Origin of the sequence: Pseudomonas sp. BGI-2 (genome assembly GCF_004310295.1) — a bacterium.
Classification (GTDB): Bacteria; Pseudomonadota; Gammaproteobacteria; order Pseudomonadales; family Pseudomonadaceae; genus Aquipseudomonas.
Map to the genome: position 1 here is coordinate 39,756 of NZ_SISB01000002.1, position 14,294 is coordinate 54,049.

Sequence of the window (14,294 nt, forward strand, 5' to 3'; positions counted from 1 at the left end):
GCCGCGTGGGCGGCATCAGTTTCTACGTAGGACCTGGGCAACGGTCGCGACGTTGTGGGCGAGGTGCAGCGGATTGATGGTCCCGACAATAGCACTGGCAACACCCGGGTGCCCAAACAACAACTCAAAGCTGGCACGCACCGGGTCCACGCCCGGACTCAGGCAGACGTGACCGCTGGCGAGGGCTTTTTTGACCAGAATGGCTTTACCGTGAGCAGCAGCATAGTCAATGACTGGCTTCTCGCTCTGTTCGTTCAGATTGTAGGTGACCATGGCGCAATCACCTTGTTCCAGAGCCTTCAAGCCACCCTCAACGGTTTTGCCGGAAAAACCGAAGCCGCGAATCTTGCCTTCTGCCTTGAGCGCGGCGAGGGTCGCGTAGACCTCGCTGTCATTGAGGATCGCCAGGTCGTTGCCGTCGGAGTGCACCAGCACCAGGTCGATAAAATCCGTTTCCAGGCGTTGCAGGCTGCGTTCCACTGAGCGGCGGGTGTGGGCGGCGCTGAAATCGTGGCTCGACTGGCCGTCGGCAAACTCTTCGCCGACCTTGCTCACGATCACCCACTCCTGACGCTGACCCCGCAGCATTGGCCCGAGCCGCTCTTCGCTACGGCCATAGGCCGGGGCGGTGTCGATCAGGTTGATGCCCATGCTGTGCGCGAGTTTGAGCAACATGCGCGCTTCGTCATCACCGGGAATCTGGAAACCGTTGGGGTATTTCACCCCTTGATCGCGGCCAAGCTTGACCGTGCCCAGGCCCAGCGGCGACACCAGCAGGCCGGTGCTGCCCAAGGGGCGATGCAGTTCATGCAGGGTCGGTTGGCTCATGGCAGCAGTTGCTCCCAGGCTGGAATGCAAATCGGTGGTTTTGGCAGGTCGGGCAGCGGCGCCGGATGGCTCGGCTGGATGCCATCGCGCTGCAAAGACGTGATGACCCGGTCGGCGAAGTCCGGTGCCAGCGCCAGTTTTGTCGGCCAGCCGACCAGCAGTCGGCCTTCTTCGGCAAGGAATGCATTGTCAGGGCGAGTCAGCCCCGATTGCAGCGGTTCGGCCCGATCCACGCGCAAGGTGGCCCATTGCGCGGTGCTCAGGTCGATCCATGGCAGCAACTGCCCAAGCTCTTTCTGCGCGGTGGCGATTTGCTCGGCAGGTTCGCGGGCAACCCCTTCGGCTTCGGCGATGTCGCCGCCCATGTACCAGACCCATTGGCCATCGCTGGCCGGATGGGTGGTCACGGTGATGCGCGGTTTGGTGCCGCCGCCCAGGCAATGGGCATACAGCGGTTTGAGGCTTGGGCCTTTGGCGATGATCATGTGCAATGGCCGGCGCTGCATGGCGGGCTGGCTCAGCCCCAGTGCTTCAAGCAGCGCCGCTGTGCCGGCACCGGCGCTGAGCACGATGCGCTGGGCGCGGATCTCGCGCTCGTCGACCTTCAGGCCCACCAGAACACCGCCTTCCAGCAACGGTTCGATCTTCTGACCGGCGAGCAGGCCATCACCGGCCAGATCGGCCAGGCGCTGGATCAGGCTCGGCACGTCGATCACCAGTTCCGCCAATCGGTACACCTTGCCCTTGAAGCGCTTGTCTTGCAGGGCCGGCGGCAGTTGGTCGCCCTTGACCTGATCGACACGGCCGCGCACCGCTTTGCTGGCGAAGAAGCTGGTGAGGTTGCCGGCGAGGGTGCCAGGGGACCAGAGGTAATGGGCCTCGGACAGCAGGCGCACGCCGGACAGATCCAGCTCGCCGTCGCCGGCCAAGGCTTCACGCCAGCGGCGCGGCATGTCGGCGATGGCTTCCGAGGCACCGGTCAGGGCGCCATGCAACGCGTACTTGGCGCCGCCGTGGATGATGCCCTGGGACTTCACACTCTGCCCGCCGCCGAGGCTGGCGCTTTCCACCAGCACGGTCGAAAAACCCTGGCGGCGCAGGCGCGCATTCAGCCAGAGGCCGGCGACACCAGCGCCGACAATCAGAACGTCGGTGGAAATAACGGATGGCATGCAGCGACCTCAGTGTTCAAGACGAGGGCGCAGTATACAGACTCGAAGAAGAGGCGATTTGTTGGTGATCAATAGGGCGGATGCAAAACCCTGTGGGAGCGGGCTTGCTCGCGAAAGCGGTGTGTCAGGCAACTTTTGTGTCGACTGGCACACCGCATTCGCGAGCAAGCCCGCTCCCACAATGAATCGTGTTTCAGGTCTTAGTGGCCGGCGGTTTTGGAGAACAGTTGAATCACCACCACTCCCAACACAATCAGCGCCATCCCCAGCATTGCCGGCACATCCAGTTTCTGCCCGTAGATAAACAGCGCCGCAATGCTGACCATCACGATCCCCATGCCGGCCCACACCGCGTAAGCCACGCCCACGGGAACGCTGCGCACCACCAGGGTCAGCATCCAGAAGGCAATGCCGTAACCCACAATCACCAGAATCAGCGGCAGCGGGGTGCTGAAGCCTTTGACGGCTTTCATCGAAACGGTCGCGATCACTTCGGCGCAGATGGCAATGGCCAGGTAGTAATAAGCGGTCATAGGTGCATCCTCGTGTGAAGTGTTGCTGTCTGAGTTCGGCATTTTAGAGATTCTCCAGATGCGGTAAAGTCATTACCTATCTGTTCTTAAGATGGGTTGATCCATGAATATGCAATGGAATCTGGAGCAACTGCGCTTGTTTGTCAGCGTAGCGGAGCAGCGTTCGTTTTCGGCTGTGGCGCGGGATCAGCGCAAGGCGCAGTCGGCGGTCAGCAGTTCGATTGCGCTGCTCGAAGAGGACCTCGGCGTCAGCCTGTTCGACCGCAGCAGCGGTCGTCAGCCGAAACTCACCGAGGCCGGCAATGCCTTGCTGGAAGAAGCGCGCGAAGTCTTGCGTCAGTGCGAACGCCTGAACGGTCGGGCGCTGGCGATGATGCGTGGTCAGGAGGCGCGTTTGCGGGTGGCTCAGGATGAGGCGATGCCTTATCAGCCGATCATCGAAAGCTTTGCAGCCCTGGCCGAAAAATTTCCCAGCCTTGAAGTGCAGCTGACCAGTGCTGCCCAAGGTGATGTGGCGCGCAAACTGGTGGAGCGCCGTGCCGATCTGGGGCTGCTGTTTTATCACGACCAGATTTCCGAAGCGCTGGAGCGTCGGGTACTCGGGAGCGTCGAAATGGTCACCGTGTGCGGCGTCAATCATCCACTGGCGAAACAGGCGCAGGTCGATTGTCAGCAACTGGCGCGGCATCGCCAGTTGCTGATGTCGACCCAGTCCAGCGTCTACCCCGGCAGCGAGCCGGCCAGCCCGCAGGTCTGGCGTGCCGACAGTTTCTACGTGATGGCTGAATGGCTGGTGCGCGGCCTTGGTTGGGCCTGGCTGCCGCGACACGTGGTGCAATACCCGGCGTATCAGGATCTGATGGTCGAACTGGACAGCGAATGGACCCCGCCGGCGCTGGTCGTGGAACTGGTCTGGCGCCGCGACGAGCCCCTCGGCCCGGCGGCTCGCTGGCTGGCAGAACGTTTTGCCGTGCACTTGCAGGCGATCGGCGAAAAAACCGATAAACTCCGCCGCCATGAATAGAACTCTCTACACCGCGCTGTTTTACCTGGGGCTGCCATTGGTAGCGATTCGGCTGTGGCTGCGTTCGCGCAAGGCACCGGCATATGCCAAACGCATTGGCGAACGTTTTTCCCTTGGCTTGCCGGCGATGAAGCCGGGCGGCATTTGGGTGCACGCGGTGTCCGTGGGTGAAAGCATTGCCGCGGCGCCGATGATTCGCGCCTTGCTGCAACGTTATCCACAGTTGCCCATTACCGTGACCTGCATGACCCCGACCGGGTCCGAGCGAATCCAGGCGTTGTTCGCCAACGAGCCGCGAATCCAGCACTGCTATTTGCCTTACGACTTGCCTTGCGCAGCGAAGCGATTTCTTGATCGGGTCCAGCCGAAACTGGCGGTGATCATGGAGACCGAGCTCTGGCCGAACCATATCCATCAGTGCGCCAGGCGCGGGATTCCCGTGGCACTGGCCAATGCGCGACTGTCCGAACGTTCGGCCAAGGGCTATGGCCGCTTCGGCAAACTGACTCAGCCGATGCTCGCGGAGATGAGCCTGTTCGCGGTTCAGACCGAGGCCGAGGCCCAGCGCTTCCGCGATTTGGGGGCGCGGTCGCAAACCGTGGAAGTGACCGGTTCGATAAAATTCGACCTGACCATTGACCCGAAACTGCTGCAGCGTGCCGCCGAGTTGCGTACGCAATGGCAGGCTCAGGAACGTCCGGTGTGGATCGCTGCCAGTACCCACGAAGGCGAAGACGAAGTGGTGCTGGCGGCTCATCGCCAGTTGCTGGCGAATCATCCCGACGCTTTGCTGATTCTGGTGCCGCGTCATCCTGAGCGTTTCAACTCGGTGTACGAGTTGTGCCAGCAGCAGGGGTTCGCCACGGTGCGTCGTTCCTCCGGCGAGCCGGTCACGGCCAGTACCTCGGTGTTGCTGGGCGACACCATGGGTGAGTTGCTGTTTCTCTACGCCCTGGCAGACAGCGCGTTTGTCGGCGGCAGCCTGGTGCCTAACGGCGGGCATAACTTGCTGGAACCGGCGGCGCTGGCCAAACCGGTGCTGAGCGGACCGCACCTGTTCAACTTCCTCGAAATCGCCGCGCAATTGCGCAGCGCCGGGGCGTTGCAGGAAGTGGAAAATGCCGAAGGCCTGGCGCAGGCGGTGCAGCGGCTGTTCGAATTGCCGCGTGATGCGCAACGGATGGCGGAAGCGGGATTGAAAGTGATGCGCACCAATCAGGGCGCGTTGCAGCGGTTGCTGGATGGGTTGGGGCGGTTGATCGATCGTTAGATCGCGTCGTCTGCATTCGCGAGCAAGCCCGCTCCCACATTTGATCTCCTGTGAACACAAAACTTGTGCGCGACGGAGATCAAATGTGGGAGCGGGCTTGCTCGCGAAGCTTTTGCTTTTTATTGGGGTGGATTCGCCTTCAACTGCGCCGCCGCAGCCTTGGCCAGATCCGGCGGCAGGAAGTCTTTATCCGGGTTGTAGTCAGCCTTGAGATAACGCGCCAGGTCCTGCAAATCCCCCGGGTTCAAGGTGCCGGCGGCCTGCTTCAAGCGCAGGTTGTCGAGGATGTAGTCGTAGCGAGTGTTGTTGTAGTCGCGCACCGAGGTGTACAGCTGGCGCTGCGCATCCAGCACGTCGACGATATTGCGCGTCCCCACCTGATAACCGATTTCGGTCGCTTCCACTGCGCTCTGGTTGGAGATGATCGATTGCTTGCGCGCCTGTACCTGCTCGACGTCGGTGTTCACCGCGCGGTGCAGGTTGCGCGTGCTCTCGACGATTTGGCGGCGCAGGGATTCACGTTGCTGCTCGGACTGGTCCAGTTGTGCATACGATTGCCGCACCTGGGAGTTGATCAGGCCGCCACTGTAGATCGGGATGTTCAGTTGCAGCCCAACCGTCGTCTGCTCGACGTTGCCTTTGTACGGTTGACCGAACGCGTTCGGGTTGCTGAACCCCAGCGCATCGTTGTCACCTTTCTCGTACTTCGCCACGGCATCGAAGGTCGGCGCATGGCCGGCCTTGCGTTGCTTGAGGGTTTCTTCGGCGGCGCTGACGGCGTAGTTGCTGGCCAGCAGATTGAGGTTCTGTCTGGCGGCCGTATCGACCCAGGCCTTGGCGTCGTTCGGGGCGGGGGGCAGGATCGGCAAGGTATGGGAAATGCCCCAGATCGAATTGTACTGACGGTTGGTCAGGGTGATCAGGGCTTCGAAAGCATCATCCACCTGGCGCTGCGCGACGATGCGATTGGCCCGTGCGGTGTCGTAACTGGCTTGCGACTGCAGCACGTCGGTCTTGTCCGAGAGGCCGACGTCGAAGCGTTCGTTGGACTGATCGAGCTGGCGTTTGAAGGCGGCTTCCTCAGCCTTGGTCGAGGCCAGGTTGTCCTGGGTACGCAAGACGTTGAAGTAGCTGTCGGCGGTTTGCAGGATCAGGTTTTGCTCGGTCGCCGAGAGTTGCAGTGCGGCCTGCTCGTTGACGTCTTTGGCGGCCTGGAACTGGAACCAGCGATCGGCACGGAACAAGGGTTGAGCCAACGTCGCTTGATAGGAGTGAGCATTACGGGTGGCGGTGGCCGATGGCTGATCGATTGCAGTGCGCACGTTGGCCAGCTCAGCGCCGCCCGAGAGATTGGGCAGCAGCCCGGCGCGGGCCTGAGGCACCACTTCTTTCTGGGCGCCATATTGAGCGCGGGCAGCCGCCAGGTCGGCGTTGTTGTCCACCGCTTCCTGGTAGACGCTGACCAGATCGGTTTTGGTCGATAAGGGCGCTTCTGCTGCCCAGGCCATTCCATTGGACGCACAAGACACGGCAAGGGCCAGTGAGAGTTTGCGCAGCATGTGGCCATCCCTAAAAAATTACGCTGATAATTTGAGCGCCAAGGCTACGGCGCGGCCCATACAGCGTCAAGGCGCAGCATGGCTTGGCGAGTGTAGTGGCGCCCACGCGCGGCAACAATCCTGTAATTGCGCCATTCATCATGTGTTTACCGCAGTGTTGGCGTTCTTTGCCAGTTGTGTCTAGACTGGTCTGGTTCTTGTCGGGGTGCCTTGCTATGAGGCTGAGATCGAATAATTTCGGATCCCGTTGAACCTGATCAGGTTAGCGCCTGCGTAGGGAACAAGATTTCTCGTCACCCGGCGAGTCCTCTTGTGCTTCGTCCGGGATGTTGTTCGACAATCGAACACCCCTCGAGCATTGAGCACAGCACCAACGGCTTCGTTATGGCTGATTGGTCGCGTCCATTCGTTACAGGTTCGCTCCGACAAAATTCCACTGCCTGGATGCTGTCTGGAGAGCCCGTGATGACGATAAAACTAAAAAACACTACGAACCTGAGTGACTCGGCCCAAGTCGATCAACAATCGGTTCAGCCGTTTACCCGCTCGCAAAAAGTCTATGTTCAGGGCTCCCGTCCGGACATTCTCGTGCCGATGCGCGAAATCAGCCTCGACGTGACCCCGACCGACTTCGGCGGTGAGATCAACGCGCCGGTGGTTGTGTACGACACCTCCGGCCCGTACACCGATCCCAACGTCATCATCGACGTGCGCAAAGGCCTGGCTGATGTGCGTTCGCCGTGGATCGAATCCCGTGGCGACACTGAGCGTCTGCCGGGTCTGAGTTCCAACTTCGGCCAGGAACGCCTCGCTGATGCGGAACTGACCAAGCTGCGTTTCGCTCACGTGAACAACCCGCGCCGGGCCAAGGCCGGTGCCAACGTCAGCCAGATGCACTACGCCCGCAAAGGCATCATCACCGCCGAGATGGAATACGTTGCCATCCGCGAGAACATGAAGCTTGAAGTGGCTCGCGCCGCTGGCTTGCTGGACCAGCAACACGCCGGTTACAGCTTCGGTGCCAGCGTGCCGAAAATCATCACTCCTGAGTTCGTCCGTGACGAGATCGCCCGTGGTCGCGCGATCATTCCGGCCAACATCAACCACACCGAACTGGAACCGATGATCATCGGCCGTAACTTCCTGGTGAAGATCAACGGCAACATCGGCAACAGTGCTTTGGGTTCGTCCATCGAAGAAGAAGTGGCGAAACTGACCTGGGGCATTCGCTGGGGTTCGGACACGGTCATGGACCTGTCCACCGGCAAACACATTCACGAAACCCGTGAGTGGATCATCCGCAACTCGCCGGTGCCGATCGGTACGGTGCCGATCTACCAGGCCCTGGAAAAAGTCGGCGGCGCTGCCGAAGACCTGACCTGGGAGCTGTTCCGCGACACGCTGATCGAACAGGCCGAGCAGGGTGTCGATTACTTCACCATCCACGCCGGCGTGCTGCTGCGTTACGTGCCGCTGACCGCTAAACGCGTGACCGGCATCGTCTCCCGTGGCGGTTCGATCATGGCCAAGTGGTGCCTGGCGCACCACAAGGAAAACTTCCTCTACACCCATTTCGAAGACATCTGCGAAATCATGAAGGCCTACGACGTCAGCTTCTCGCTGGGCGATGGTCTGCGTCCGGGCTCGATTGCCGACGCCAACGACGCGGCACAATTCGGTGAGCTGGAAACCCTCGGCGAGCTGACCAAGATCGCCTGGAAGCACGACGTGCAATGCATGATCGAAGGCCCGGGCCACGTGCCGATGCAGTTGATCAAAGAGAACATGGACAAGCAGCTGGAATGCTGTGACGAGGCGCCGTTTTACACCCTCGGCCCGCTGACCACCGACATCGCGCCGGGCTACGATCACATCACCTCCGGTATCGGTGCGGCGATGATCGGCTGGTTCGGTTGCGCCATGCTCTGCTACGTCACGCCGAAGGAACACCTGGGCCTGCCGAACAAGGATGACGTGAAGACCGGGATCATCACGTACAAGATCGCCGCGCATGCCGCCGATCTGGCCAAGGGGCATCCGGGCGCGCAGATTCGCGACAATGCCTTGAGCAAGGCGCGCTTTGAATTCCGTTGGGAAGACCAGTTCAACCTGGGCCTTGATCCGGACACCGCGCGTTCGTATCACGATGAAACCCTGCCGAAGGATTCGGCCAAGGTCGCGCACTTCTGCTCCATGTGCGGGCCGAAATTCTGCTCGATGAAAATCACTCAGGAAGTTCGCGAGTACGCGGCCAACCAACGCATCGAAACCGTCGATGCCGAAGTCGCCCAGGGATTGGCGGAACAGGCGGAGCGGTTCAAGCAGGAGGGCAGTCAGCTGTACAAAAAGGTTTGATCTGACCTGCAACGCCAGTCTCTCAAGGCTGGCGAAGTCCCTGTAGGAGCGAGGCTTGCCCGCGAAGGTGTTTTGTCTAACACACCGCTTTCGCGGGCAAGCCTCGCTCCTACAGGGGGCGGGTACAAAAATAATGTCCCTCTGAGATAACACCTTGAGCATCCAACCCAGCACTTATTCCCCTGATATCGCGGTGCCCACCGACAAACGTGTCTTCGGCGGTCGCGATCTGTTTTCCCTGTGGTTCTCCCTCGGCATCGGCCTGATGGTGCTGCAGACCGGTGCATTGCTCGCGCCAGGCCTGGGCCTGTCGGGCTCGCTGTTGGCCATCTTCCTCGGCACGCTGGTCGGCGTTCTGCTGCTGGCCGCTGTCGGCGTGATTGGCAGCGACACCGGCCTGTCGTCGATGGCCGCGCTAAAACTGAGCCTCGGCAAACGCGGCGCGAGCCTGCCGGCCGTGCTGAACCTGCTGCAACTGATCGGTTGGGGTTCGTTCGAAATCATCGTGATGCGCGACGCGGCCAGCCTGCTCGGTACACGTGCCTTCAGCGAAGGCAGCCTGCTGTCGAATCCGCTGCTCTGGACCTTGTTCTTCGGTGCATTGGCGACCTTGCTGGCCGTCAGCGGTCCGTTGACGTTCGTGCGGCAGATCCTGCGCAAATGGGGCATCTGGCTGCTGCTGGCCGCGTGCATCTGGCTGACCTGGAACCTGTTCGCCAAAGCGGATCTGGCAGCATTGTGGGCGCAGGCCGGTGACGGTTCGATGCCGTTCGCCGTGGGCTTCGACATTGCGATTGCGATGCCGCTGTCGTGGCTGCCACTGATTGCCGACTACTCACGCTTCGGCAAGCGTGCGAAAAACGTCTTTGGCGGTACAGCGATTGGCTTCTTTATCGGCAACTTTTGGCTGATGAGCCTGGGCGTGGCGTACACCCTGGCGTTCGCGCCGAGCGGTGAAGTGAATGCCTTGCTGTTGGCATTGGCGGGTGCCGGTCTGGGGATTCCGCTGTTGCTGATTTTGTTGGACGAGTCGGAAAACGCCTTCGCCGACATTCACTCGGCGGCGGTTTCCAGCGGGATTCTGTTGCGCTTGAAAGTAGAGCACCTGGCGCTGGCCATCGGCGTGATCTGCACCCTGATCGCGTGCCTGGCGCCGTTGGCCCAGTATCAAAACTTTCTGCTGTTGATCGGTTCGGTGTTTGCGCCGCTGTTCGGCGTGGTGCTGGTGGATCACTTCATCCTGCGCAAACGCAGTAGCCAGGTGGCGTCAGCCGCATTGCGCTGGCCGGCGTTGCTCGCCTGGTTGGGCGGGGTGAGCACTTATCACTTGCTGGCCAATCTGTATCCGGACATCGGCGCAACCCTGCCGTCGTTGATTCTGGCAGGGTTGCTCCAGCTGGTGCTGGGCCGGGCCTTCAGTTACGGCCAGGAAACAGCTCGGGCTTGAGAGTGCCGTTCAAACGAGGGTAAGGGATCTTCAGTTCGACGTGACCCAGCGCGTAAGGCGCGATGGTGCTCACTTCGTACTTGAGGATCACCCCGCCGTAGGTCAGCGCCACGTTCTGGGTTTTCTGGAACTGCCAGTTCTTCAGGAACTCCGGTTCCTGATCGAGCTTGGTGCTGATCAGCCAGCTGTTGTGCGCCACTTGCGCGGCTTTCCAGAATGCTTCTTCCTGCCCCGGCACCAACATGTCCGGCAGGGTCAGCACTTTATGCTGCTGGCGCGAATAGTTGATGAAGCTGCGGCCCGGTGTGCCATGCGCGCCGCCGGTGTCCAGGTAGCTGGAAAACTCGACGATCACCAAGCCGTCATGCTGCTCACGTACTTTGGCTTGCAGGTAGCTGCTATTGCGCGGACCGGCGGTGCGCAAAAACTCATCGCGATAGGCCGCCAGCGTCGGTGCCGCTGGGGCGTCGGGCGAGGTGCGGGTCATTTGCAGCAGGCGTTTTTCGATAATGCCGTCGAGCTGAGGCTCGGCGGGGAAGCGCAGCGTATCGATGTTCACCAGCGGGCATTCAGGTGTCGTGCAACCCGGTTTCAGTGTTTCGGTGGCGTCGCGGGTGGTTTCCAGCGGTGCCCGGAAGTTGGGTTGAAACAAACTCTGGCAGGCGCCCAGGGTCAGGGCGATTGCGGCCACGGAGGCGATTTTAAAAAGTGACATGGGTGTCCTTCATAAAACTGGGAAAGGCAAAAAGTTATCCGCTTCGACTCTCAACGAAGCAGTCAGTTCGCCACTAAGCTAATTAGAGTTGGTTTCGCCCTCACCGTCTATCTCGCTGACGGGAAAGGGGCTGCATCAAACGCCGCGAGCGCGTTAGGATGGCGCGAAGTCGAGGTTGCAAGTAACAAAAAGGAGCCTCATAACGGATTTGCAGTAAAGAGGATTGTCATGACTGATTTTGCCAACGCCATTCCGACCGCCGTTGATATCGTTCGGCGCGAAAAGTGCTACGAGGGCTTCTACAAGCTCGATCGTGTGCACTTGCGTCATGAATTGTTTGCCGGTGGCATGAGTCGCGAGATCAATCGTGAAGTGTTTGTCCGTCACGATGCGGTGTGCGTGCTGCCGTACGATCCGCAGCGCGATGAAGTGGTGCTGATCGAGCAGTTTCGCGTCGGCGCCATGGGCAAGACCGACAATCCGTGGCTGATCGAGCTGGTCGCCGGTCTGATCGACAAGGATGAAGTACCGGAAGAAGTTGCTCACCGCGAAGCGCAGGAGGAAGCTGGGCTTGTGTTCGGGGCGCTCTGGCCGATGACCAAATACTTTCCATCGCCGGGCGGCAGCAACGAATTTGTACATTTGTACCTGGGGCGTTGCGACAGCACCGGAGTCGGCGGCCTGCATGGGCTGGAGGAAGAAGCAGAAGATATCCGCGTCACGGTCTGGGCGTTCGAAGATGCCCTGCAGGCCGTACGCGACGGACGAATTGCCAACGCGGCCAGCATCATTGCCTTGCAATGGTTAGCTTTGAACCGCGCTGAAGTGAGGGGGCTATGGTCGTAAACAAGTTGCGCGATCGCTATCGGGTGGACCTCGTCGGGCTGCAAGCCGCTTGCGAGGCCAACTACGCGCGCCTGATGCGACTGTTGCCGGACATGCGCAACGAACCGGAGGCACGGCGCATTGCCGTGACCCACGGCGATCAGATGCTCGGCGTGCTGGCCCTTGAGGTGCTGCAGGTCTGTCCGTATACCACGACCCTGCAAGTGCGCCAGGAACACAGCCTGCCGTGGCTGCCGGTGCCGCAGCTGGAAGTGCAGGTCTATCACGATGCGTGCATGGCCGAAGTGGTCAGCGCCGAACATGCGCGACGCTTTCGCGGCGTCTATCCTTACCCGAATGCCTCAATGCATCAGCCGGATGAAAAGGCCCAGTTGAACATGTTCCTGGGTGAATGGCTGAGCCATTGTCTGGCGTGTGGGCATGAGTACGCCGTCGTTCGATAGATGTGAACTGCGTCAGGTTCACAGGTTTCCCCTTTTGATCGTCCCCCAGCATAATTGCGGCACTCATCCAATCCCGTGATTCAGCCTGGGAGAACGCCTTGCCGAGCGTATCCACATTGACCACCGCCGATTCGGCGTTGCTGGTGCAACTGTCCGACAGTCATCTGTTTGCCGAAGCGGACGGGACGTTGCTGGGCATGAATACCCGGGACAGTCTGCAAAAGGTCATTGAGTTGGTGCGCCTTCAGCAGCCGCAGATTGATCTGATCGTTGCCAGCGGTGATCTGTCTCAGGACGGGACGCTGGAGTCTTATCAGTTGTTTCGCGACTTGACTCGACAGCTCGATGCGCCGGCGCGCTGGATTCCGGGCAATCACGATGAACCGCAGATCATGGCCGAGGCGGCTGTGCAAAGCGCGTTGCTGGAGCCGGTCGTGGATGTCGGTAACTGGCGGGTCACTTTGCTGGATTCGGCGGTGCCGGGGTCGGTGCCGGGGTATTTGCAGGATGAGCAGTTGCAGTTGCTGGCGCGTTCGCTGAGTGAGGCGCCTGAGCGGCATCATCTGGTGTGCTTTCATCATCATCCGGTGTCGATCGGCTGCTTGTGGATGGAGCCGATCGGGTTGCGTAATCCTGAGGCCTTGTTTGCCGTGCTGGATCGCTTTCCGCAGGTGCGTGCGGTGTTGTGGGGGCATGTGCATCAGGAGATTGATCAGGATCGCAATGGGGTGCGGTTGATTGCTTCGCCTTCGACTTGCATTCAGTTTGAGCCGGGGAGTGATGATTTCAAGGTTGGGGAGCAGGCGCCTGGGTATCGGTGGTTGCGGTTGTTGCCTGATGGTCAGCTGGAAACCGGTGTGGAACGCGTCACTGGGTTCGACTTTCAGATCGACTACGGTTCCAACGGTTACTGACGGTTGCGATCTTGGCGGCCTACGGGCCGACCAAGCTCTTGCTGGCCGAGTACATATCCATTCCTGCGGTAACGGCGGCTGGCGGTTTCGCCCTTACGGCAACTCACTTTTTTTTCAAACGCCAAAAAAAAGTAAGCAAAAAAAGGCTCGCCCCAAGCGTCCGGCCCCTCGCTTAGGCTCGGCGTTCCTTCGCTCCGGTATCCATCCGGGGACACTGCCCTCCGGTCTGCTTCGCGACGACCTACATGCAGCGTGTTCGACTGCGTCGAACGGCGCTGCGCGCCACTCCCCGGATGAACACCTCCACTCAGCCTCCCGAAGGGGCGGGTGGATCAAGATCAAGAGCTGCAGGCGAGCTAACGCTCGGCCTGTTGAGTGGTGAGAAGCGAAGCGAGTACGTCGACCCCTTGTAGGAGCGAGCGGTGCGGCGATCCGACTTGCACGCGATGGCGGCCTGACAGCCGACCTGCAATTTGCGGATATACCCCATCCCCTGTTGGAGCTGGCTTTCCTGCGATGGCGGCCTGACAGCCGACCTGCAGTTTGTGGATGTACCCTATCCCCTGTAGGAGCGAGGCTTGCCCGCGAAGGCGGCTTCGCCGACGACGCTGTTTAATGGTCAGTAAAAATTTCAGAACCTTCCCACGAAGTTTTCAGGTTGCCCGTCAGACGCGGCTTCTCTAGCCTTTTGCCTGTCGCTGACACATTCAGCGTTCTGGCTTCGCGGCCCGTTTTCTCAGGCATAATCGCCCCCCGCCTAACGACAGCGCTTTCGGCTGTCTGTCGTTTCGTGTCATGGCGGCTGTGCGCGGGATACCTTCGGGTATGCCGAGTTGCCAGAGGATCGGTCCGCGAACCTGCGTACAGCTGCCACCCAAATTGCGTCGCGGTAATTTGTAAGTGGCTCCACTCTTCCTCTGGAGTACTACTATGTTCAAACCAACCCCCAATCCCCCCGCCCGCAAACCCAGCATGATGTACATGATCGTCCCCGAAATGGACACGGAAAGCCTTTTGGCCCATTCCTGTGAGTCCCTGGCGTCGGCGAGTGTCATGGCCAGTGATTTTGCCGCGCGCCTGCATGGGCCGGACCGGCATACAGCGATGGCGATTCAACAGATAGTCATGCTGGCCGAACGGGCGGTAAATCGGGCGCTGGATAATGTTGATCCAGCATAATTTTTTCAG

General features: G+C 60.4%; 12 protein-coding genes, 1 pseudogene and 1 riboswitch. Of the genes and pseudogenes, 8 read left to right on the forward strand and 5 right to left on the reverse strand.

The window, feature by feature from the left end; all coding sequences use genetic code 11:
* Positions 1 to 15: 15 nt before the first annotated feature.
* The 3 genes from EYC95_RS01440 to EYC95_RS01450 form a co-directional block, all read right to left on the reverse strand.
* Entirely contained in the window at positions 16 to 828 is an 813-nt protein-coding gene (locus tag EYC95_RS01440) for an aldo/keto reductase (RefSeq protein ID WP_131058773.1), read from the reverse strand.
* Positions 825 to 2,000, reverse strand: a complete 1,176-nt coding sequence (locus tag EYC95_RS01445) for an FAD-binding oxidoreductase (protein WP_131058774.1) — start codon at positions 1,998 to 2,000, stop codon at positions 825 to 827. Before EYC95_RS01445 ends, EYC95_RS01440 begins: the two co-directional genes overlap by 4 nt.
* Positions 2,001 to 2,200: 200 nt before the next feature.
* On the reverse strand, positions 2,201 to 2,533 hold the full coding sequence (locus tag EYC95_RS01450; RefSeq protein ID WP_131058775.1) for a multidrug efflux SMR transporter: 333 nt from the start codon (positions 2,531 to 2,533) through the stop codon (positions 2,201 to 2,203).
* A gap of 103 nt (positions 2,534 to 2,636) precedes the next feature.
* Between EYC95_RS01450 and EYC95_RS01455 the strand changes: the two genes are divergently transcribed.
* Together EYC95_RS01455 and waaA are read left to right on the forward strand one after the other, a co-directional pair.
* The gene (locus EYC95_RS01455) at positions 2,637 to 3,557 is read left to right on the forward strand and encodes a LysR family transcriptional regulator (RefSeq protein WP_131058776.1); all 921 of its coding nucleotides are present in this window, start codon (positions 2,637 to 2,639) and stop codon (positions 3,555 to 3,557) included.
* Complete coding sequence (waaA, locus tag EYC95_RS01460) at positions 3,550 to 4,827, forward strand: lipid IV(A) 3-deoxy-D-manno-octulosonic acid transferase (protein WP_131058777.1); 1,278 nt, start codon at positions 3,550 to 3,552, stop codon at positions 4,825 to 4,827. The genes EYC95_RS01455 and waaA overlap by 8 nt, the downstream gene beginning before the upstream one ends.
* Before the next feature lie 119 nt (positions 4,828 to 4,946).
* On the opposite strand, the gene EYC95_RS01465 is transcribed toward waaA, so the two are convergent.
* Entirely contained in the window at positions 4,947 to 6,386 is a 1,440-nt protein-coding gene (locus tag EYC95_RS01465) for a TolC family outer membrane protein (protein WP_131058778.1), read from the reverse strand.
* 191 nt (positions 6,387 to 6,577) lie between these two features.
* Positions 6,578 to 6,683: riboswitch (TPP riboswitch) on the forward strand.
* A gap of 168 nt (positions 6,684 to 6,851) precedes the next feature.
* On the opposite strand from EYC95_RS01465, the gene thiC reads away from it, so the two are divergent.
* A complete protein-coding gene (thiC, locus tag EYC95_RS01470) occupies positions 6,852 to 8,741 on the forward strand; it encodes a phosphomethylpyrimidine synthase ThiC (protein ID WP_131058779.1) in 1,890 nt (629 codons plus the stop codon).
* 154 nt (positions 8,742 to 8,895) lie between these two features.
* Complete coding sequence (cytX, locus tag EYC95_RS01475; protein WP_131058780.1) at positions 8,896 to 10,188, forward strand: putative hydroxymethylpyrimidine transporter CytX; 1,293 nt, start codon at positions 8,896 to 8,898, stop codon at positions 10,186 to 10,188.
* Here cytX and EYC95_RS01480 read toward each other — a convergent pair.
* On the reverse strand, positions 10,157 to 10,903 hold the full coding sequence (locus EYC95_RS01480) for an RsiV family protein (protein WP_131058781.1): 747 nt from the start codon (positions 10,901 to 10,903) through the stop codon (positions 10,157 to 10,159). The genes cytX and EYC95_RS01480 overlap by 32 nt on opposite strands.
* Positions 10,904 to 11,131: 228 nt before the next feature.
* On the opposite strand from EYC95_RS01480, the gene EYC95_RS01485 reads away from it, so the two are divergent.
* The 4 genes and pseudogenes from EYC95_RS01485 to EYC95_RS01505 form a co-directional block, all read left to right on the forward strand.
* Positions 11,132 to 11,749, forward strand: coding sequence for an NUDIX domain-containing protein (locus EYC95_RS01485; RefSeq protein ID WP_131058782.1), 618 nt, complete (start codon positions 11,132 to 11,134; stop codon positions 11,747 to 11,749).
* Positions 11,740 to 12,192: a DUF1249 domain-containing protein gene (locus tag EYC95_RS01490; RefSeq protein ID WP_131058783.1), complete on the forward strand. Its 453-nt coding sequence runs from the start codon at positions 11,740 to 11,742 to the stop codon at positions 12,190 to 12,192. Before EYC95_RS01485 ends, EYC95_RS01490 begins: the two co-directional genes overlap by 10 nt.
* 98 nt (positions 12,193 to 12,290) lie before the next feature.
* The gene (cpdA, locus tag EYC95_RS01495; protein ID WP_131058784.1) at positions 12,291 to 13,106 is read left to right on the forward strand and encodes a 3',5'-cyclic-AMP phosphodiesterase; all 816 of its coding nucleotides are present in this window, start codon (positions 12,291 to 12,293) and stop codon (positions 13,104 to 13,106) included.
* A gap of 960 nt (positions 13,107 to 14,066) precedes the next feature.
* Positions 14,067 to 14,285, forward strand: a pseudogene (locus EYC95_RS01505) (DUF6124 family protein); the annotation flags it as partial.
* Positions 14,286 to 14,294 lie beyond the last annotated feature (9 nt).

Coding starts and splice junctions, on each gene's coding strand:
- EYC95_RS01480 (WP_131058781.1), bottom strand. CDS start 10,903: ATGTCACTTTTTAAAATCGCCTCCGTGGCCGCAATCGCCCTGACCCTG.
- EYC95_RS01490 (WP_131058783.1), top strand. CDS start 11,740: ATGGTCGTAAACAAGTTGCGCGATCGCTATCGGGTGGACCTCGTCGGG.
- EYC95_RS01485 (WP_131058782.1), top strand. CDS start 11,132: ATGACTGATTTTGCCAACGCCATTCCGACCGCCGTTGATATCGTTCGG.
- EYC95_RS01450 (WP_131058775.1), bottom strand. CDS start 2,533: ATGACCGCTTATTACTACCTGGCCATTGCCATCTGCGCCGAAGTGATC.
- EYC95_RS01445 (WP_131058774.1), bottom strand. CDS start 2,000: ATGCCATCCGTTATTTCCACCGACGTTCTGATTGTCGGCGCTGGTGTC.
- thiC (WP_131058779.1), top strand. CDS start 6,852: ATGACGATAAAACTAAAAAACACTACGAACCTGAGTGACTCGGCCCAA.
- EYC95_RS01465 (WP_131058778.1), bottom strand. CDS start 6,386: ATGCTGCGCAAACTCTCACTGGCCCTTGCCGTGTCTTGTGCGTCCAAT.
- EYC95_RS01455 (WP_131058776.1), top strand. CDS start 2,637: ATGAATATGCAATGGAATCTGGAGCAACTGCGCTTGTTTGTCAGCGTA.
- EYC95_RS01440 (WP_131058773.1), bottom strand. CDS start 828: ATGAGCCAACCGACCCTGCATGAACTGCATCGCCCCTTGGGCAGCACC.
- waaA (WP_131058777.1), top strand. CDS start 3,550: ATGAATAGAACTCTCTACACCGCGCTGTTTTACCTGGGGCTGCCATTG.